The organism is Streptomyces sp. NPDC034084 (assembly GCF_055575535.1).
Map to the genome: position 1 here is coordinate 240,206 of NZ_JBVISK010000004.1, position 19,534 is coordinate 259,739.

Consider the following 19,534-nt stretch of genomic DNA (forward strand, 5'->3'; position numbering starts at 1 on the left):
AGGCGGCGCGCCGACGGGGCGTAGCCGAACGCCCGATTTGCGTAACCGCCCCCCAAGCGCGAGCGTTGGTCTCACAGATGACACAGTCTGCTGATCAAGTCACTGGGGATGGGAGGTCGGAATGGCAGCGCTGGCCTGGTTGCTGATTCCGCTTTTCGCAGTCGTCGGCGCGGCGATATGGGGAAGCTGGGCTTCGAGGAACAAGACCACGGGTGACGTGGCCGAACTCGCCGGCTACGCACGCTTCCGGGACGCGATGGAGCGAGCCCACACCACCACCGCCGATTCCGCTCGTACGGAGCGCGAACCGGCCTCGACGGCCTCCGCCGTCACCACCTCGCCGTCCGGCTGACCCGGGCCGCCCCGTACGGACCGCCCCAGGGGTGCACCCACAGGCGGGTCCCGTACTGTCGTTCCATGCCACGCCGCACCGCGACGATGCTCGCCTCCACCCTGGTCCTGATCTGTCTGCTCATCGCGGGCGTTCTGATCCCGGTGCCGTACGCGGAGATGAGTCCGGGCCCCACGGTCAACACCCTCGGCGAGGCCAGGGGAGAACCGGTCCTGCACATCTCGGGACGCAAGAGCTACCCGACCGACGGCCACCTCAACATGACGACGGTCCGCGTCACCAGCGCGGACTACAAGATGAACGCCGTCGAGGCCGTCTACGGATGGCTGGCCCACGACAACGTGGTGGTGCCGCACGACACCCTCTACCCGGACGGGAAGACCGAGGAGGAGTCGAGCCAGGAGAACGCCGAGGAGTTCAGCCAGTCCCAGGAGAGCGCCAAGGTGGCGGCGCTCCGGGAGCTGGGCATCCCGGTGGTCGCCCGGGTCGTCGTCGCCACCGTCGTCAAGGACGCCCCCGCGGAGGGCAAACTGCACGCGGGGGACGTGATCAAGGCCGTCGACGGCGTGCCGGTCACGGCGCAGGGCGACGTCGCCAAGCAGGTGACGAAGCGGAAGCCCGGCCAGGACGTCGAGTTCACGATCGTCCCCGCCAAGGAGGCGGCCGCCGCCGAGAAGGCCCACAGGGAGCCCACCGTCACCCGCAAGGTGGTCATCACGACCACCACCTCCGAGGAGGGCGACCGGGCAGTCGTCGGCATCCAGGCCGGCACCGACCACGTCTTCCCGTTCACGATCGACATCAACCTGGCCGACGTCGGCGGCCCCAGCGCCGGCCTGATGTTCGCCCTCGGCATCGTCGACAAGCTCACCCCGGACAGCCTCACCGGCGGCCGCTTCATCGCCGGCACCGGCACCATCGACGACAAGGGCGAGGTCGGCCCGATCGGCGGCATCGAGATGAAGCTGGTCGGCGCGCGCAAGGCCGGCGCCGAGTACTTCCTCACCCCGGCGGACAACTGCGAGACGGCCGCCGCCGACACGCCCGCCGGGCTCACCCTGATCAGGGTGAACACCATCGACGACGCCACGAAGTCGCTGGAGAAGCTCCGCAAGGGCGACACGAAGTCGCTGCCGAGCTGCTCGAAGAGCTGAGTCCAGGAGTACGAGGAAGGGGCGCCCGGTCCGACCGGGCGCCCCTTCCTCGTACGGAACTCAGCTCTCGAAGGTCGCCGCCAGCGCCTCGGCCAGACCCGGCACCAGGTCCGGGCCGGTCAGCACCTCGGTGGCGGAGTCCTTCTCGCGCAGCCGGATCGCCGCCTCGCGGGTGCCGCTGCGCAGCACCGCCACGGTCATTCGGACCTCCTGGCGGTCCGGGTGCCCGGCGACCCACTTGGCGAGCTGCTTCTCGCTCAGGCCCTGCGGGACCTGCGCCTCGGCCGACGGGGGCAGCATCAGCCGCTCCACGGTCAGGGCGCAGCCGGCCACGGAGTCGGGCCAGGCGATCGTGCCGAGGAACTCGTCGAGGGCCTTGCCGCGCGGCAGCTTGTCCTGCTCGATGGGGGTGTAGGCGGTGGCGTCGTCGCCCAGGCCGAGCTGGGAGGCGAGCCTTGGTTCCTGGGCGCGCAGCCGTGCGGTGTCGACCAGGGCGAACAGTCGGGCGGGCTGGTCCCAGCCGAGGCCCGCGGTGTACTCGTCGATCTCGAGCACCGCGCGGGTGAGGGGGCTCGCGGCCATCGCCGGGCCGGAGGGGGAAAGGTTGGACATGACCAATATCCTGCCTCCTCTTCCCCTGAAGACGGGAACTAGGTAAAGCCTCAGTAAGTTGCACCAGTGGGCTCTACGATCGCGGGGCCTGCTTTCAGACGCATCAACATCGAGGGGCGCACGTTGGCTTTCCAGATGCCGGACCGCGGCCAAGGCCCGTCCGGGCCAAGGATGAGAGTCGGCCGGCCGTCCCGGCGGGCCCGCACCCTGCTCATGACACTCGGGGTGCTGGCCGTTCTGGCCATGGCGTTCGTGATGTTCGCCGGGTTCTGGACGGACTGGCTCTGGTACCGCTCGGTCGAGTACTCGTCCGTGTTCACCACCACCCTGTGGACGAAGATCGGTCTCTTCGCGGTCTTCGGCCTGCTGATGGGGCTCGCCGTCGGCTTCAACATCTGGCTGGCGTACCGGCTGCGGCCGCCGCTCAGCGCGATGTCGCTGGAGCAGCAGAGCCTCGACCGGTACCGGATGGGTCTGGCCCCGTTCAGGAAGTGGGTGCTGCTCGCGGTCACCACCCTGGTGGCCCTGATCGCCGGTGCCTCAGCGTCCGGCCAGTGGCGCACCTGGCTCATGTGGGTCAACGGGGTGAAGTTCGGCCAGAAGGACCCGCAGTTCGGGCTGGACGTGTCGTTCTACGCCTTCGACCTGCCGTGGTACCGCTTCCTCCTCGCCTTCGGCTTCGCCGCCGCCGTCCTGTCGCTGGTCGCCGCCGCCCTCACGCACTACCTGTACGGCGGGCTGCGGATCACCAGCCCGGGCGCGCGTGCCACCGCCGCGGCCACCGGACACCTCTCGGTGCTGCTCGGCCTCTTCGTCGCGCTCAAGGCGGTGGCGTACTGGCTCGACCGGTACGGCCTGGCGGTGAAGTCCAGCGACTTCAAGGCCACCGGCAACTGGACGGGCCTGCGGTACGTCGACGCCAACGCGTACCTGCCGGCGAAGACCATCCTGTTCTGCATCGCCGTCATCTGCGCGCTGCTGTTCTTCGCGACGCTCTGGCGCCGCACCTGGCAGCTGCCGGTGATCGGCTTCGGCCTGATGGTCCTCTCCGCGATCCTGATCGGCGGTCTGTACCCGGCCATCGTGCAGAAGTTCCAGGTCCAGCCGAACGAGCAGGCCAAGGAAGCGCCGTACATCCAGAAGAACATCGACGCGACCCGCAAGGCCTACGCGATCGACGGGACGAAGCCCGAGAACTACTCGGGCAAGTCGACGGTCAAGGCCAAGGACAAGCTGCGGACGGACGCCGACACGGCGGCCAGCTACCGCGTCCTCGACCCCAACATCGTCTCGCCGACGTTCCAGCAGCTGGAGCAGAAGCGGAAGTACTACCAGTTCCCCACGACCCTGGACGTGGACCGCTACGCCGGCAAGGACACCGTCGTCGGTCTGCGCGAGCTGAACATCCGGGGCATCCCGAAGCGGAACTGGATCAACGACCACTTCACCTACACCCACGGCTACGGCGCCATCCTGGCCTCGGGCACGCAGACGGACGCCAACGGCTCCCCGGTCTTCACCGAGTCCGGACTGCCGACGACCGGCTCGCTGAAGACGTACCAGCAGCGGATCTACTACGGCGAGAAGACCGACCAGTACTCGATCGTGGGCGGCCCGCAGAAGGAGCTGGACTACGAGGAGAACGGCGAGAAGACCACCAGCTACAAGGAGAAGAGCGGCGTCAGCCTCTCCAGCACCTTCAACCGCGCCGCGTACGCGGTGGCCTTCAGCGAGCCGCAGATCCTCTACTCCGGGGCCATCGGCGAGGGCTCGCGGGTCCTCTACAACCGCACCCCGAAGGAGCGCGTCGAGGCCGTCGCGCCGTGGCTGACCATCGACGGTGACGCCTACCCGGCGGTCGTCGACGGCCGGATCCAGTGGATCGTCGACGCCTACACGACGACCAACGGCTATCCGTACGCCTCGCGCACCACGCTCGGCGACACCACGGCCGACTCGCTGACCGTCGGCAACCAGCAGCGCACGGTCGTCGCCCAGCAGAACCAGGTCAACTACATCCGCAACTCGGTCAAGGCCACCGTCGACGCCTACGACGGCACGGTGAAGCTCTACGAGTGGGACACCCAGGACCCGGTCCTCAAGACCTGGATGAAGGCCTTCCCGGACACGGTCAAGCCGAAGTCCGAGATCAAGGGCGACCTGCTCGCGCACCTGCGCTACCCGCAGGACATGTTCAAGGTCCAGCGCGAGCTGCTGACCCGCTATCACGTCACCGACCCCGCGCAGTTCTACAGCGGCTCGGACGCCTGGCAGGTGCCGGACGACCCGACCAACAAGGACGGCAACGCGGTCCCGCCGTACTACCTGAGCATGAAGATGCCCGGGGACACGGCGCAGCGCTTCTCGCTGACGACGACGTTCACGCCGAACGGCCGGCCCAACCTGGGCGGCTTCATGGCGGTCGACGCCGACGCCACCAGCAAGGAGTACGGCCGGCTCAGACTGCTCCGGGTCACCTCCGACGTCCCCGGACCGGCCCAGGTGCAGAGCAAGCTCAACGGCCTGCCGTCCGTGGCCACCTTCGTCCGGGACATGAAGGGCGCCGACTCCGACATCCAGTACGGCAACCTGCTCACCGTCCCGCTCGACGGCGGATTCCTGTACGTGGAGCCGGTCTACGCCCAGGGGCGCAACGCGCTCTACCCGCTCCTGAAGAAGGTCGCGGTGTCGTACGTGGACGCGGACCAGCCGGACGGGGACACGACCAAGGACACCACGGTGTTCGAGGACACGCTCACCGGGGCGCTCAACGCCGTCTTCGGGGTGGAGGGCCCCACACCGCCGACGACCCCGCCGGGCACCACGCAGCCGCCCGGCACGAACCAGCCGCCGGTCACGAACGACGTCGCCCTGAAGCAGGCCATCGCCGACGCCCAGAAGGCGTACGACGCGGGCGAGGCCGCTCTGCAGAAGGGCGACTGGACCGCCTACGGCAAGGCCCAGGAGGACCTCCAGGAGGCGCTGCAGCGGGCCGCCGACGCGGGGGCGAAGCTCAAGACGCCCGGGTCAGGCGCCTGACCTGAGGTTTTCCGTCCCCGCGTCGTGATACTGTGGTTTCACCGACGCGGGGTGGAGCAGCTCGGTAGCTCGCTGGGCTCATAACCCAGAGGTCGCAGGTTCAAATCCTGTCCCCGCTACTCAGAGGACAAGGGCCCGGATCCATAAGGATCCGGGCCCTTGTCGTGTGTCGGCGTGCAGGGGGTACCGAAGAGCGGTAGGGAGGGGGCGAGTTGGCGTGAGTCGTGTTTGACTTGTCTCTCTGTGGGCATGTCGACAAAACGCTGAGTGACCTCACTGGCTGCGGTATACCAGGTGTGCTCGGGTTGCGGGTGGTGCGACGATGGTATTTATGGGGGACAGGGCAACTCTGTTGGAGACAGGGCGGTTTGTGCAGCGGCACGCCAGAAACGCCGCAGACGAGATCATCGAGGCAGCAGCAGGGGCCGTCGGTGCGGCCGTCGACACCACCGCCGAGACCGACGCCGAGAACGAGACCGAGACCGAGGCCCGCCACCGGCGGGCCGCCGAGCGCGGCGACCTCGCCTCGATGAGCGCGCTCGGCGCGATGCTGCTGCGCCGCGGCGACCTCGACGGCGCCGAGCCATACCTGCGCGGCGCCACCGCCGAGGGCGACCGTGCCGCCGCCAACAACCTGGGAGTCCTGCTCCACCAGCGCGGGTACGCCGACGAGGCGGCCGGCTGGTGGCGGGTCGCCGCCGTCGCCGGCTCCGCCCCCGCCGCCCACGCCCTCGGCCGCCACCACCGCGAGCGCGGCGACGAGCCGGCCGCCGAGTACTGGCTCCGCCAGGCCGCCGAGCAGGGCCACGCCCTCGGCGCGTACGCCCTCGCCGACCTCCTGGAGCACCGCAGCGACGTCGGCGCCGAGCGCTGGCTGCGGGCCGCCGCCGAACAGGGCCACCGCGAGGCCGCCTATCGCCTCGCCCTCGCCCTGGAGCGCCGCGCCACCGAGACCACCCGCGGGCCGCACGAGACCGGCACCCGGCTCCGCGTGCCGGGCACCGGGGCACTCGCACCCTCCGGCGCGGCCGTGCCCGCCACCGGAACCGCCCTGCCCGGGCAGCAGACCGGCGAGGGCGCGGGAGAGGCCGCGGAGGCCGAGCAGTGGTTCCGGCAGGCCGCCGCGCGCGGCCACCGGCGGGCCGCGCTCCACCTGGGCGCGATCCTGGAGCAGCGGGGCGAGCTCAAAGAGGCCGGCCGCTGGTACCTGAGCTCCGCCAAGGAGGGCGAGGCGAAGGCCGCCTGCGCACTCGGGTTCCTGCTCCGCGACGCGGGCGACGAGGAGAGCGCCGCCGTGTGGTGGCTGCGGGCCGCCCAGGACGGCGACGGCAACGCCGCCAACGCGCTGGGCGCCCTGCACGCCGCCCGGGGCGAGCAGCAGACCGCCGAGCGCTGGTACCGGGCCGCCATGGACGCCGGCGACGTGAACGGCGCCTACAACCTCGGGCTGCTCTGCGCCGCCCAGGACCGCATCCCGCAGGCGGAGCAGTGGTACCGGCGCGCCGCCTACGCGGGTCACCGCGAGGCCGCCAACGCGCTCGCCGTGCTGCTCCTCCAGGCCGGCGACGCCAACGGCGCCGAGCCCTGGTTCTCCAAGGCCGCCGAGGCGGGCAGCGTGGACGCCGCCTTCAACCTGGGCATCCTCCACGCCGGCCGGGGCGACGACCGGACAGCCCTGGTCTGGTACGAGCGGGCCGCGGCCGCCGGGCACACCGAGGCCGCCCTCCAGGTCGGCATCGCCGCCCTGAGGGACGGCGACGAGCAGACCGCCGAGCGGCATCTGCGGTGCGCGGCCGGCGGCGGCAGCGCCGAGGCCGCCTTCCGGCTCGCCTCGGTGCTCGACGCGCGCCGCCCCGAGCCCGGCCCCGCCGTGCTCGGCGCATCCCGCGAGGAGAAGTCCGAGTGCGAGGAGTGGTACGAGCGGGCCGCCCAGCAGGGCCACCGGCGCGCCCAGGTGCGGGTCGGGATGCTCGCCGCCGCCCGCGGCGACCTGGCCGAGGCCGACCGCTGGTACCGCGAGGCCGCCGAGGCGGGCAGCCGCAACGGCGCCTTCAACCTCGGGCTGCTCCTCGCCCGCGAGGGCAGCGAGCGGGAGGCCGCCCTCTGGTGGACCCGGGCCGCGAGGGCCGGCCACGGCCGCGCCGCGCTCCGGCTCGCGCTGCTCGCGGCGCGCCGGGGCGAACTCACCGAGGGGCGCCGCTGGTGCGCCCGCGCGGTGGAGCTGGGCCCGGCGGAGGTCGCCGAGCGGGCGGCCCGGCTGAGCGAGGCGCTGCACCAGGAGCTCACCGCCTAGTGCCAGGCGTTAACGGATTTGCGCTGGTGACGGGGGTCCCGTAGAGTCGTGTTTACCGACGCGGGGTGGAGCAGCTCGGTAGCTCGCTGGGCTCATAACCCAGAGGTCGCAGGTTCAAATCCTGTCCCCGCTACTCAGTAGCAAACGAAGGCCCGGATCCGATTCGCTCGGATCCGGGCCTTCGTCGTATGTGCGTCCGGGCGCACAAGAAAGCCCCCACCACGGTGGGGGCTTCTCGGTGTCGTGTCGTCAGGCCGTCGTCGCGCAGCTCGGGCAGAGGCCCCGGTAGGTGACCTCGACGTTCGAGATCGTGAAGCCGAAGCGCTCGGTGTCCGGGAGGTCCGCCAGCGGGTCACCGGCCGGGTGGACGTCGCGGATCGCGCCGCAGCGGCCGCACACCAGGTGCTGGTGGGGCCGGTGGGCGTTGGGGTCGTACCGCTTGGCGCGGCCGTCGGTCGCGACCTCGATGACCTCGCCGAGGGTGACCATCTCGCCGAGCGTGTTGTACACGGTCGCGCGTGAGATCTCGGGCAGTCGTGTCACGGCGCGGGCGTGGACCTCGTCGGCGGTGAGGTGTACATGGTCCCCGTCGAGGACCTCCGCGACGACACGCCGCTGCGCGGTCATGCGCCAGCCGCGGCCGCGCAGTCGTTCCAACAGGTCACTCATGAGGGCCAGCCTAACAGTCGGAGGAGCAGGACCCGAACCGGTGTGACTTTAGAACTTTCCTTGACTTGGACAGTGTCCATTATAGGATCGAGATCCGCATCGACCGAGGGCTCGTTCCGGTCTGCGAGCCGAGGGTCAGGGTGCGCAGCGACTTCCGCCCGGCGGACGGTGACTTCGGCAAGCGGCTGGAAGCCGCGGTCCAGGCCCTGCGCGGCTGGGGGCGCTTGCCGAAAGGAGGGAGCGGGCCGGATCTCCGTACGGAGTCCGGCCCGCTCTCGCGTCACCCCGCGACGCTGTGCACCGGGATCCAGCAGCGGATGATGTCGCGGACGGAGACCATGCCGACCGGTCCGTGGCCGTCGAGGACGACGAGGTGCCGGAAGCCGCCGCGCGTCATGGCCTCGGCCGCCTCCGCCAGGGTCCAGGTGGGGGCCGCGAAGACGACGTCCCTGGTGGTGTGGGCGTCCGCCGTCTCGTGGTCGGGATCCTGGTCCAGGGCGAGCGAGTTGAGTACGTCGCGCTCGGTGAGGATGCCGATTCCGCCGGCGTCGCCGTCGAGGACGATGCAGGCGCCCACACGGCGGGCGGACATCAGCCGGGCGGCCTGACGGAGAGTATGGGCCGGACCGATGGTGAGGACCACGGTGCTCATGGCGTCACGGACGAGCATGGGCGGAGCCACCTCCTTGGTGAATTCCTCCACGGGAAAGCCCGGCGCCGGAGCGGCGCCTGATGGGGCTTCACAAGTTCACAAGTGGGGGGAATCTCAGAGTGGCACCGGGGGCGTGAGTCGACAAGGGGGCGCGCGGCGGCTCCGGGAAGTGACGGGGGCGCTCAGCCCTGGTTCAGGTAGCTCAGCAGCTCGCCGTGGAGCAGCCCGTTCGACGCCGCCGCGTTCCCGCTGTGCGGGCCGTGCCGCCCGTCCAGGCCCGTGTACGTGCCACCGGCCTCCTGGACCACGATCGACACCGCGGCCATGTCCCACAACGACAGTTCCGGCTCCGCGCAGATGTCCACGGAACCCTCGGCGACCATCATGTACGGCCAGAAGTCGCCGTACGCACGGGTCCGCCAGCACGCGCGCGTGAGGTCGAGGAAGCCGTCGAGGCTGCCCCGCTCCTCCCAGCCGCTCAGCGAGGAGTACGCGAAGGAGGCGTCAGACAAGGACGCCACCTTCGAGACGCCCAGCCGGGTCGCCGAGGCCAGGCTGCGGCCCGTGTACGCGCCGAGCCCCTTCGCCGCCCACCAGCGCCGGCCGAGCGCCGGGGCGGACACCACGCCCACCACCGGCTGGAACCCGGTCTCCCCGGCCTCCATCAGCGCGATGAGGGTCGCCCAGACCGGCACCCCGCGCACGTAGTTCTTCGTGCCGTCGATGGGGTCGATCACCCAGCGCCGCGGGCCCGAGCCCTCCACGCCGTACTCCTCGCCGAGGATCGCGTCGCGCGGCCTGGCGCGCTGGAGCTGTCCGCGGATCAGCTCCTCCGCCGCCCTGTCGGCCTCGCTCACCGGAGTCATGTCCGGCTTCGTCTCGACCTTCAGGTCGAGCGCCTGGAATCGGTCCATCGTGGCCGCGTCGGCGGCATCCGCGAGGACGTGGGCGAGACGCAGATCATCGTGGTAATCGGCCATGGTCGGCACTCTATCCCCGAGCCCGAAGCGGGCGGAGAACCGTCCACCGCGGCCTTGACAGGGCGGGGGCGCCTGTCGACGCTGAGCGGAGAACCGGTCCCTCCCGGAGGTGAGGATGGCGAACGCCCGCGACGCCCTGCTCGACGCCGCGCTCGCCGCGCTCGCGCACCGCCCCTGGTCCGCCGTGCGGATGGCCGACCTCGCCGCCGCCGCCCGGGTCTCCCGGCAGACCCTGTACAACGAGTTCGGCTCCAAGGAGGGGCTGGCCCGCGCCCTCGTACGGAGCGAGGCCGACGCCTACCTCCAGGGCGTCCGGCACCTGCTCGCCGCCCCCGCCCCGCCGGAGCGCAACCTCCTCGCCCTCGCCGAGTGGATCGTCGCCCGCGCCGCCGTCCGCCCGCTGCTGCGGGCCCTGCTCACCGGCGCCTGGGACGAGCGGCTGCCCCGGCCCCGGCCGGCCCGGTCCGGCGCCCGGCCCGCCCCCGTCCCCGCCCAGCGGCGCGCCGACGCCGGACCGCCGGCGCCCGGCGAGCTGGTGGCGGAGACCGTGGCCTGCGCGGGGGAGCGGTGGGCGGCCGGCTGCGAACTCGTCGTACGGATCGCCCTCAGCCACGTCGTCGCACCGGCCCTGCCGGTGACCCCTCAGTGCGCCGAGCCGGAGAGCTGGAGTCCGATGACCCCCGCGATCACCAGGCTGATCGAGACGATCTTGAGCGTGGAGACCACGTCCCCGAGGAAGATCATCCCGTAGATCGCCGTCCCGGCCGCGCCGATCCCCGTCCACACCGCGTACGCCGGACCCACGTCGAGCTTCCGCAGCGCCAGGGTGAGGAGGCCGAAGCTGCCCAGCGCGAAGGACGCGAAGGCGACGGTGGGCCACAGGCGGGTGAAACCGTGCGAGAGCTTCAGGCAGACGGCGAAGCCCGTCTCCAGGATCCCCGCCATCACCACCAGCAGCCACGCCATCGTCAGTGCCCTCCCACGCCGTCGGTGACTGCTTCGTCCCACTTGGTGTGATTATGCACTTACCGGCAGCGAGCGGGCGTAAACGCCCATGGCTCAGTCGCCCTCGCGTCGCTCACGCGTCGCGAGCAGCCGCCGCAGCGAGTACAGCCGCGCCGGATCGGCGTGCCCCTCCGCCACGTACGCGTCGAGCCCGCAGTCGGGCTCGTCGTGGCTGCACGCGCGCGGGCAGTTCTCCGTACCCGCCACGAGCTCGGGGAAGGCGAGGATCACCCGGGACGGGTCGACGTGGTGCAGACCGAAGGAGCGCACGCCCGGGGTGTCGATCACCCAGCCGCCCTCCTTGTCGTTCAGCGGCAGCGCGAGCGCCGAGGTGGTGGTGTGCCGGCCGCGGCCCGTGACCGCGTTCACCACACCCGTGGTGCGCCGCCGCTCCGGCGGGACCAGGGCGTTCACCAGCGTCGTCTTGCCGACGCCGGAGTGGCCCACGAACGCCGTGGTGCGGCCCTTCAGGTGCTCGTGGACCCGCTCGGCGGCGACCCCGTCGACGAACTCGTCGCGGGTGGTCACCACATGGGGCACGCCCAGCGCGCCGTACATCTCCAGGAGCGCGTCCGGCGGGGCCAGGTCCGACTTGGTCAGGACGAGCAGCGGGGTCAGCCCGCCGTCGTACGCCGCCACCAGACAGCGGTCGATCAACCGGGGGCGCGGCTCCGGGTCGGCGAGCGCGGTGACGATCGCCAGCTGGTCGGCGTTGGCGACGACCACCCGCTCGTACGGGTCGTCGTCGTCGGCCGTGCGCCGGAGCACCGAGCTGCGCTCGCCGATCCGTACGATCCGGGCCAGCGTGTCCTTCTCGCCGGAGAGGTCGCCGACGATCGAGACCCGGTCGCCGACCACGGCGGCCTTGCGGCCCAGCTCGCGCGCCTTCATCGCCATGACGATCCGGTCGTCGACCAGGCAGGTCAGCCGGCCCCGGTCGACGGTGAGGACCATGCCCTCGACGGCGTCCTCGTGCTTCGGGCGGAGGGTGGTGCGGGGACGGGTGCCCTTGCGGTTGGGCCGCTGGCGGATGTCGTCCTCGTCGGTGTTCTTGCCGTAGCGCCGCATGGTTCAGACCCCGAGCATTTCGGTCCACATCGTCGGGAAGTCCGGCAAGGTCTTCGCCGTCGTCGCCACGTCCTCGATCTGCACGCCCGGGACGGCGAGGCCGATGATCGCGCCCGCCGTCGCCATGCGGTGGTCGTGGTACGTGTGGAAGACGCCGCCGTGCAGCGGGCGCGGGCGGATGTGGAGACCGTCCTCGGTCTCGGTCACGTCGCCGCCGAGCTCGTTGATCTCCTTGGTGAGCGCCGCGAGCCGGTCCGTCTCGTGCAGCCGCAGGTGGGCGACCCCGCGCAGGGTCGAGGGGGAGTCGGCGAGGGCGGCGACCGCCGCGATGCCGGGGGTCAGCTCGCCGACCTCGCCCAGGTCCACGTCGATGCCGTGGATCCGGCCCGTACCGGTGAAGGTCAGGCCCGCGTCGGTGAGCTCGCAGGAACCACCCATCTCGGTGAAGATCCGGCGCAGCTCGTCGCCCGGCTGGGTGGTCCGCTCCGGCCAGTCCGGGACCGTCACCCGGCCGCCGGTCACCAGGGCCGCCGCCAGGAACGGCTGCGCGTTCGACAGATCGGGCTCCACGACGAGGTCCCGGCCGCGCAGCGCGGAGGGCGTCACCCGCCACACGTCCGGAGCGCCGCCGTGCTCCGGCTCGTCGACCTGGGCACCGACCGCGCGCAGCATGTCGACCGTCATCCGGATGTGCGGCAGCGAGGGCAGCCGGCCGCCCACGTGCCGTACCTCGACGCCCTGGTTGAAGCGGGGCGCGGACAGCAGCAGGGCGCTGACGAACTGGGAGGACGAGGAGGCGTCGATCTCGACCGGGCCGCCGTCCAGACCGCCGCCGCCGTGCACCGTCATGGGCAGCGCGCCCCGGCCGTCGTCGTCGATCCGGGCGCCGAGCGCGCGCAGCGCGTCGATCACGCCGTGCAGCGGGCGCTCGTGGGAGCGGGGGTCGCCGTCGAAGCGGACCGGGCCGTCGGCGAGCGCCGCGACCGGGGGCAGGAAGCGCATGACCGTGCCGGCGTTGCCGACGTCGACGGTCGCGGGCCCGCGCAGCGGGGACGGGATGATCCGCCAGGCCTCGCCGGAGCCGTCGGGCCCGACCCCTTCCTCGATCCTCACCCCGAGGGTACGGAGCGCCTCGGCCATCAGGAGGGTGTCGCGGGAGCGCAGCGGACGGCGCAGCCAGCCGGGCTCGGAGGCGAGTGCGGCGAGCACCAGGGCGCGGTTGGTGACCGACTTCGAACCGGGCACGGTGACGGTCGCGTCGACGGCGCCGCGCGCGTACGGAGCGGGCCAGAGGTCGGTGGACGGGTCGGTGTGCGCGGAAGCTGCAGCGGTCATGGACTCACTGTACGGGGGAGTCAGTGGCCCAGGAGCCAGCGCCCGCCGCCGATCAGGGCGGAGATCGCGACCGTGTGGAAGAAGAACAGCCACACCCCCGCGGGCACATGGGTGAGCCGTGCCAGCTGGTCCGCGTCCGAGTCGGGGGCGCCGCCGCGGCGCCGTTTCGCCTGGAGCTCGAAGGCCGGCCGGACGCCGCCGAGGAGCAGGAACCAGACCGCCGCGTACGCGAAGGCCGACTGGACGTCGGGCCCGGTCAGCCAGGACACGAGGAGGAAGGCGGCGCCCGTCAGGACGACGGTGAGGATCCCGTACGCGTTGCGGACCGTCACCAGGAGCGCGAGCAGCAGCGCGGTGGCGATCCACAGCAGCAGGGTGACGTGGCCGGTGCCGAGCAGGGCGGCGCCGCCGAGCCCGAGCAGCGGGGCCGCCGGATAGCCGGCGGCGAGGGTGAGGACCACGCCGAGGCCGGTCGGGCGCCCCCGGGACACGGTCAGTCCGCTGGTGTCCGAGTGCAGTCGGATCCCCTCCAGGCGGCGCCCGGTGGCCAGGGCGAGGAGCCCGTGGCCGCCCTCGTGCGCGATGGTGATCGCGTTCCGGGCCAGGAGCCAGACGCGCCGGGGCGCGGTCACGGCGAGCGCGGCGGCGCCGGTGGCGATCACCAGCCACTCCGCCGGGGCGGGCTGCGGGCTCAGGAGGTCGATCGCGAGGTCCATCTTCCGGGCCGCTCCTCGGGAGGTCGGGGATCGTGGCAGTGTGGCACGTATGTGCGGACGGTATGCATCGAGTCGGCGGCCCGAGGACCTCGTCGGACTCTTCGGGGTGGAGAAGTGGGAGCCGGAGGAGACCCTGGCACCCGACTGGAACGTGGCCCCCACCAAAGAGGTCTGGGCCGTACTGGAGCGTCCTCTGAAAGACGCGGGATCACCGCGTCCGGTTCGCCAGCTCCGCGCGCTGAAATGGGGACTCGTCCCGTCCTGGGCGAAATCGCCGGAGGGTGCCGCCCGGATGATCAACGCGCGCGCGGAGACCGTGGACGAGAAGCCCTCCTTCAAACGCGCCTTCCAGTCCCGCCGGTGCATCCTGCCCGCCGACGGTTACTACGAGTGGGTGACCGGGGCCGCCGAGCGCGACCTGGAGGTCGAGGGCAGGAAGAAGCGGCCCCGGAAGCAGCCGTACTTCGTGACCCCCGCCGACGGCTCCGTCTTCGCGATGGCCGGGCTCTACGAGTTCTGGCGGGACCCCACCCTGCCCGCCGAGCACCCCTCCGCGTGGTGGGTGACCTGCTCGGTGGTCACCACCGAGGCCGAGACCGGACCGCTGGGCGTCGCCCCCGCCGAGGGCCCGCGCTCGCTCGCCGACATCCACCCCCGGATGCCGCTGATGCTGACGGAGGACCGCTGGGACGCCTGGCTCGACCCGGCGCGCACCGACCCCGGGGAACTGCGCGGACTCCTCGCCCCGCCGCCGGGCGGCCTGATGCGGGCCTACCCGGTCGCGACCGCCGTCAGCAACGTCCGCAACAACGGCCCCGAGCTCCTGGAGGAACTCGCGGGACCGGAAGTCGGCACGCTCTTCTGACCCCTGCGGCCGGGGGAACGGCAGGATGGGGACGTGACACAGTACGAGACCGTCTCCACCGACGCCGGCGAGGCACGCATCACCTGGTACGCGGGTGCGAAGCCGTGGGCCGTCCTCGCCCTCGGGCACGGCGCCGGCGGCGGCGTCGAGGCCCGCGACCTCCAGGCCCTCGCCGGGGCGCTGCCCGCCCACGGCGTGACCGTCGCCCTCGTCGAGCAGCCCTGGCGGGTCGCCGGCAAGAAGGTCGCGCCCGCCCCCAAGACCCTCGACACCGGCTGGCGCGGCCTCTGGCCCGCCCTCACGCAGCCCGGCCTCCCCGTGATCGCCGGCGGCCGCAGCGCCGGCGCCCGGGTCGCCTGCCGCACCGGACGGGAGCTGGGCGCGCGCGCCGTCCTCGCCCTGAGCTTCCCCCTCCACCCGCCGGGCAGGCCCGAGAAGAGCCGCGCGGACGAGCTCCTCTCCACCGGCCTGCCCACTCTCGTCGTCCAGGGCGGCAACGACCCCTTCGGGCGGCCCGTCGAGTACCCGGAAGGCCCGTACGCGCTCGTGGAGATCCCCTACGGCGACCACGGCTTCGCCCTCCCCAAGCGCGCGCCCCTCGGCCAGGACGAGGCCCTCGGCCTCCTGGTGGACGGGGTCGCCGAATGGATCTCCGCACTCCGCTGACGCCCGTCCGGCCCACCGGGAATGTGGAGCGGGGGGCCACGGTTGTGGAGAGCGTCGGTGTGAGAGCGAGAAGAGGGAGTCCGTCGCATGGGTTCGACCATCTGCCCGGAGCGTGCGCAGGCCGCTGACCTCGACTGGACAGTGCTGCCCGCGCCCAAGGGCGCCCCTATTCGGGCGGCGGGCGGAGCGGTTCCTCGTCTATCCTCCGAAACGAGCGGGTCCGCCCTCGGGCTCGCCGCCGCGCTGGAGGAGGTGGGTCCGGTCACTGGGACCGACACAGGGACCGACGACGGCCCCGAGGAGACGACCGAGGAGCGCAACGCGCGCTTCGAGCGGGACGCCCTCGGCTTCCTCGACCAGATGTACTCGGCCGCGCTGCGCATGACGCGCAACCCCGCGGACGCGGAGGACCTGGTGCAGGAGACCTACGCCAAGGCGTACGGATCCTTCCACCAGTTCCGTGAGGGCACGAACCTCAAGGCCTGGCTGTACCGCATCCTCACGAACACCTTCATCAACTCGTACCGCAAGAAGCAGCGCGAGCCCCAGCGCAGCGCCGCCGAGGAGATCGAGGACTGGCAGCTCGCCCGCGCCGAGTCGCACATGTCCACCGGTCTGCGCTCCGCCGAGTCGCAGGCGCTCGACCACCTCCCCGACTCCGACGTCAAGGAAGCGCTCCAGGCGATTCCCGAGGAGTTCCGCATCGCCGTCTATCTCGCCGATGTCGAGGGCTTTGCGTACAAGGAGATCGCGGACATCATGGGGACACCCATCGGAACGGTGATGTCCCGGCTGCACCGGGGCCGCCGCCAGCTTCGCGGCATGCTCGAGGACTACGCTCGCGACCGCGGGCTGGTACCCGCGGGCGCCGGAGAGTCGTCGAACGATCTGAAAGGCTCGGGCTCATGAGCTGCGGAGAGCCGCACGAGACGGACTGCTCAGAGGTCCTGGATCATCTCTACGAGTTCCTCGACCACGAGATGCCCGACAGCGACTGCACCAAGTTCGAGGTGCACTTCGAGGAGTGCTCCCCGTGCCTGGAGAAGTACGGCCTGGAGCAGGCGGTGAAGAAGCTCGTCAAGCGCTGCTGCGGCAGTGACGACGTCCCCACCGACCTGCGCGCCAAGGTCATGGGCCGGATCGACCTGATCCGCGCCGGGCACCAGGTGCCCGATCAGGACATCACGGTGAGCGGCCGGACGACACCCGCCCCCCAGGAGTAGCACCCTCCCCCTGCCGGGAGGGAACGGCCGCCGCGAGCTTCTCGCGGCGGCCTCGCGCATATATCAGCTTGTATCACCCGATGGTGCTAATCACTCGCACCCCGCCGTCCCCGGCCGCCCGACTCGCTAGCGTGACGGGGATGATGGGCGTGAAGGTCATTCCGCGAGCGGCCCGCGTGTACATCGGCTGCGCCCTGCTCGGCGCCGGGGCGTGCGCCCTGCCCGCGCTGCGGCCCGGCGCGCACGTCCCCTGGGGCACGGTCGCGCTCCTCACCACCCTGTACGCACTCTGCGAACTGCCCGCCGGCTACCGGCTCACCGGCCGCGCCCTCGGCGGCTCCACCCCCCTGGGCAGCGGCTCCTTCTTCCCCGTCCTGCTCACCTCCGCGCTGCTTCTGCCGCCCGCCGCCGCCGCGCTCACCGCCGTCCCCGGCAGCCTCCTCGCCCCCGTCGACGAGCCCCCCGCCGCACCCCGCCGCGCCTGGCGCGCCGCCGCCACCGCCCTCGCCGTGTGGGCCGCCGCCCTCACCGCCGGCGCCCTCGGCGGCCCCACCGCCCTCGGCCACGGCCCCGACGCCCCCGACCTGCCGTACGCGCTGCTGCCCGCCGGTGCCGCCGCCCTCGCCTTCTGCCTGGTCCTCACCGCCCTCGACGGCGGCATCCGGGCCACCGCCGGCGGACTGCCCCTACGCGCCGCCTGGCGCGGCCTCCTCGGCCGGGCCCTCGCCCCGCACACCGTCCACGGCCTCGCCGGACTGATGATGGCCGTCCTCTGGCGCAGCACGTACGGACCGGTCGCGGCGCTCTTCGTACTCCTCCCCATGTACATCTCCTGCTGGGTCTTCGCCCAGTACCACCGCGAGCGCGCCGCCCACCAGGCCACCATCCGCGCCCTCGTCCAGGCCGTCGACATCAAGGACCGGTACACCCGCGGCCACAGCGAACGCGTCGGCCACGCCTCCGTCCTGATCGCCCGTGAGCTCGGCATGGCCGAGGACCGCCTCGACGTCGTCCGCTTCGCCGGCATCCTGCACGACGTGGGCAAACTCGGCGTGCCCACCCGGGTGCTCCGCAAGGACGGGCCCCTCACCCCCGAGGAACGCCGCGTCATCGAACTGCACCCCGAGTACGGCCACGAGATGGTCCGCGGAATCGGCTTCCTCGGCGAGGCACGCGCCGCGATCCTCCACCACCACGAACGCATGGACGGCAGCGGCTACCCGTACGGACTCCACGGCGAGCAGATCCCCGAGTTCGCCCGGGTCGTGGCCGTCGCCGACGCCTTCGACGCCATGACCTCCACCCGCTGCTACAGCCGGGCCCGCCCGGTGCCCACCGCCCTCGCCGAACTGGAGCGCTGCGCCGGCACCCATTTCGACCCCCGCATGGTCACCGCCCTCGTCCAGGCCCTTGACCGGCACGGCTGGCAGCCCGCCGTCACCGCCGACGAGCCCGGCCCCCGGGAGCACGTCCCCGCGCCCCGCGAACCCCTGCCCGCCCAGCCCAGGGAACGCGCGTGAGGCCCGGCGCGCTCACCCTCGGAGCCGTGCACGGCGCCGCACTCCTCCTCGGCCTCGCCGGCTTCGGCGCCACCCTCTGGCACGGCGTCGACGAACCCGCCCACGCCCTCGCCTTCGGCACCCTCATCGCCCTCGGCGAACTCGCCCGCTGGGGCGCCGCACCCGGCACCGGCGCACCACCCGCGCGCGAAACACCACGGGGAAGCGAGCCCGCGCCGCTCGCCGCCGCGGGAGCCCTCGCGTACGCCCTGCTCGGCACCAGCGCCGGCACCGCCACCACCCACGGCGTCCTCCAGACCGTCGCCGTCGCCGTCGCCGCGGGCCTCGCCGGGATCGTCCCGCACATCGCCCGCGGCCGGGGCCCGGGCCGCGACCACCTCGCCCGCCGCGTCCTCACCGTCGGCTTCGCCGCGCTCTGCTTCCAGCCCCTCTACAACGCGGGCGTCGTCACCGCCCACCTCGGCCAGGGCCCCGCCTACGCCCTCTTCCTGGTCCTCCTGCTCGTCCTGACGGCCCTGTGCGACGCCGTCCTCGCCGCCCTCCTCCTCCGTGCCCGCACCGGATTCCCGTACGGCCCCCTCCTCCGCGACGAACTCCACGCCTTCCTCGGCATCGGCTCCGCCGTCTGCGCCACCGGCACCGTCATGGCGCTCGGCGTCGCCGCCGCCGGACTGTGGGCGCTGCCCGTGCTCGCCGTCCCGCTCCTCCTCACACAGGTCTCCTACCGGCGGTACGCGGCCGTACGGACCGTCAACCGGCAGACCATCGCCTCCCTCGCCCGCGCCACCGAGATCGCCGGCTGCACCCCGCCCGGCCACGCCCACCGGGTCGCCGCCCTCAGCACGGCCGTCGGGCGCGAGCTGGGCATGACCGGGGCCGAACTGACCGTCCTGGAGCACGCGGCGCTCATGCACGACATCGGACAGCTCTCCCTCGTCGACCCGGTCGCGGGCGGCGCCACCGCCCTCCTGCCCGCAGGGGAACAGCGCCGGATCGCCCTCCTGGGTGCCGAGGTCGTCCGCCGGACCGGCGTCCCCGAGGCCGTCGCCCTCGTCGTCGAGCGGCAGGCCGACCCGTACCGCGAGCAGCCGCTCCCCGCCCGGATCGTCCGGACCGTCAACGCCTACGACGACCTCACGGGCGCCGGGGCGGGCGGAGAGGCAGCTGAGGGGGCGGGCGAGGGGGCGGGCGCCGCCCTCGCCGCCCTGGAGCGACTCCGGCTCGGCACCGCCCGCGACCATCACCCGGATGTCGTCGAATGCCTGGCCAGGGTCCTGGCACGGGGCGGAGCAGCTGGGGTGACCTCCGCCCTCCCTGGGTAACCCATGGGTAATGAGCGCGCGTCCGACCGGGCATGGTTGGATGCGAACAAGAGGGTGAAGCGA

The 19,534-nt window shown here is 72.4% G+C and carries 19 protein-coding genes and 2 tRNA genes; 13 read left to right on the top strand and 8 right to left on the bottom strand.

The window, feature by feature from the left end:
* Positions 1-121 precede the first annotated feature (121 nt).
* A complete protein-coding gene (locus ACZ51I_RS16225; RefSeq protein WP_468876871.1) occupies positions 122-352 on the top strand; it encodes a hypothetical protein in 231 nt (76 codons plus the stop codon).
* Positions 353-417: 65 nt separating this feature from the next.
* The gene (locus tag ACZ51I_RS16230; RefSeq protein WP_468876083.1) at positions 418-1,506 is read left to right on the top strand and encodes a YlbL family protein; all 1,089 of its coding nucleotides are present in this window, start codon (positions 418-420) and stop codon (positions 1,504-1,506) included.
* 60 nt (positions 1,507-1,566) lie between these two features.
* Here the strand turns inward: ACZ51I_RS16230 and ACZ51I_RS16235 are convergent, their stop codons facing one another.
* Positions 1,567-2,118 carry a PPA1309 family protein gene (locus ACZ51I_RS16235; RefSeq protein ID WP_468876085.1) on the bottom strand — a complete coding sequence of 184 codons (552 nt, stop codon included), beginning with the start codon at positions 2,116-2,118 and terminating at the stop codon, positions 1,567-1,569.
* A 135-nt stretch (positions 2,119-2,253) separates the two neighbouring features.
* Here ACZ51I_RS16235 and ACZ51I_RS16240 point away from each other — a divergent pair, with 135 nt between their 5' ends.
* From ACZ51I_RS16240 to ACZ51I_RS16255, 4 genes are all read left to right on the top strand, one after another.
* Positions 2,254-5,157 (top strand): UPF0182 family membrane protein, encoded by a 2,904-nt coding sequence (locus tag ACZ51I_RS16240; protein WP_468876087.1) that lies wholly within the window; start codon positions 2,254-2,256, stop codon positions 5,155-5,157.
* Between the two features lie 45 nt (positions 5,158-5,202).
* Positions 5,203-5,276: transfer RNA gene (locus ACZ51I_RS16245), tRNA-Met, on the top strand.
* Between the two features lie 203 nt (positions 5,277-5,479).
* Positions 5,480-7,450: a tetratricopeptide repeat protein gene (locus ACZ51I_RS16250; protein ID WP_468876088.1), complete on the top strand. Its 1,971-nt coding sequence runs from the start codon at positions 5,480-5,482 to the stop codon at positions 7,448-7,450.
* 59 nt (positions 7,451-7,509) lie between these two features.
* Positions 7,510-7,583 (top strand) — tRNA-Met (locus ACZ51I_RS16255).
* A gap of 116 nt (positions 7,584-7,699) precedes the next feature.
* On the opposite strand, the gene ACZ51I_RS16260 is transcribed toward ACZ51I_RS16255, so the two are convergent.
* The 3 genes from ACZ51I_RS16260 to hisN all read right to left on the bottom strand — a co-directional run bounded on the left by ACZ51I_RS16260 (position 7,700) and on the right by hisN (position 9,751).
* A complete protein-coding gene (locus ACZ51I_RS16260) occupies positions 7,700-8,119 on the bottom strand; it encodes a Fur family transcriptional regulator (protein WP_468876091.1) in 420 nt (139 codons plus the stop codon).
* Positions 8,120-8,399: 280 nt separating this feature from the next.
* Positions 8,400-8,789 carry a CBS domain-containing protein gene (locus ACZ51I_RS16265; protein WP_468876093.1) on the bottom strand — a complete coding sequence of 130 codons (390 nt, stop codon included), beginning with the start codon at positions 8,787-8,789 and terminating at the stop codon, positions 8,400-8,402.
* A 164-nt stretch (positions 8,790-8,953) separates the two neighbouring features.
* Complete coding sequence (gene hisN / locus ACZ51I_RS16270) at positions 8,954-9,751, bottom strand: histidinol-phosphatase (protein ID WP_468876095.1); 798 nt, start codon at positions 9,749-9,751, stop codon at positions 8,954-8,956.
* Between the two features lie 115 nt (positions 9,752-9,866).
* Between hisN and ACZ51I_RS16275 the strand changes: the two genes are divergently transcribed.
* Positions 9,867-10,502 carry a TetR/AcrR family transcriptional regulator gene (locus ACZ51I_RS16275; protein WP_468876097.1) on the top strand — a complete coding sequence of 212 codons (636 nt, stop codon included), beginning with the start codon at positions 9,867-9,869 and terminating at the stop codon, positions 10,500-10,502.
* Here the strand turns inward: ACZ51I_RS16275 and ACZ51I_RS16280 are convergent.
* The 4 genes from ACZ51I_RS16280 to ACZ51I_RS16295 form a co-directional block, all read right to left on the bottom strand.
* Positions 10,394-10,717, bottom strand: a complete 324-nt coding sequence (locus ACZ51I_RS16280) for a DMT family transporter (protein WP_468876099.1) — start codon at positions 10,715-10,717, stop codon at positions 10,394-10,396. The two genes, ACZ51I_RS16275 and ACZ51I_RS16280, sit on opposite strands and share 109 nt — an antisense overlap.
* 93 nt (positions 10,718-10,810) lie before the next feature.
* Positions 10,811-11,824 carry a ribosome small subunit-dependent GTPase A gene (rsgA, locus tag ACZ51I_RS16285; RefSeq protein WP_468876101.1) on the bottom strand — a complete coding sequence of 338 codons (1,014 nt, stop codon included), beginning with the start codon at positions 11,822-11,824 and terminating at the stop codon, positions 10,811-10,813.
* Positions 11,825-11,827: 3 nt separating this feature from the next.
* Positions 11,828-13,159 carry a 3-phosphoshikimate 1-carboxyvinyltransferase gene (gene aroA, locus ACZ51I_RS16290; protein ID WP_468876103.1) on the bottom strand — a complete coding sequence of 444 codons (1,332 nt, stop codon included), beginning with the start codon at positions 13,157-13,159 and terminating at the stop codon, positions 11,828-11,830.
* A gap of 20 nt (positions 13,160-13,179) precedes the next feature.
* A complete protein-coding gene (locus ACZ51I_RS16295; protein WP_468876105.1) occupies positions 13,180-13,875 on the bottom strand; it encodes a M50 family metallopeptidase in 696 nt (231 codons plus the stop codon).
* A 49-nt stretch (positions 13,876-13,924) separates the two neighbouring features.
* Here ACZ51I_RS16295 and ACZ51I_RS16300 point away from each other — a divergent pair, with 49 nt between their 5' ends.
* The 6 genes from ACZ51I_RS16300 to ACZ51I_RS16325 all read left to right on the top strand — a co-directional run bounded on the left by ACZ51I_RS16300 (position 13,925) and on the right by ACZ51I_RS16325 (position 19,471).
* Entirely contained in the window at positions 13,925-14,740 is an 816-nt protein-coding gene (locus ACZ51I_RS16300) for an SOS response-associated peptidase (RefSeq protein ID WP_468876107.1), read from the top strand.
* A 33-nt stretch (positions 14,741-14,773) separates the two neighbouring features.
* Complete coding sequence (locus ACZ51I_RS16305) at positions 14,774-15,406, top strand: alpha/beta hydrolase family protein (protein WP_468876109.1); 633 nt, start codon at positions 14,774-14,776, stop codon at positions 15,404-15,406.
* Between the two features lie 252 nt (positions 15,407-15,658).
* Positions 15,659-16,315, top strand: coding sequence for a sigma-70 family RNA polymerase sigma factor (locus ACZ51I_RS16310; RefSeq protein ID WP_187282890.1), 657 nt, complete (start codon positions 15,659-15,661; stop codon positions 16,313-16,315).
* A complete protein-coding gene (gene rsrA, locus ACZ51I_RS16315) occupies positions 16,312-16,629 on the top strand; it encodes a mycothiol system anti-sigma-R factor (RefSeq protein ID WP_468876111.1) in 318 nt (105 codons plus the stop codon). The genes ACZ51I_RS16310 and rsrA overlap by 4 nt, the downstream gene beginning before the upstream one ends.
* Positions 16,630-16,778: 149 nt before the next feature.
* Positions 16,779-18,149, top strand: a complete 1,371-nt coding sequence (locus tag ACZ51I_RS16320; protein ID WP_468876838.1) for an HD-GYP domain-containing protein — start codon at positions 16,779-16,781, stop codon at positions 18,147-18,149.
* A complete protein-coding gene (locus tag ACZ51I_RS16325; protein WP_468876113.1) occupies positions 18,146-19,471 on the top strand; it encodes an HD-GYP domain-containing protein in 1,326 nt (441 codons plus the stop codon). The genes ACZ51I_RS16320 and ACZ51I_RS16325 overlap by 4 nt, the downstream gene beginning before the upstream one ends.
* Positions 19,472-19,534: the final 63 nt, after the last annotated feature.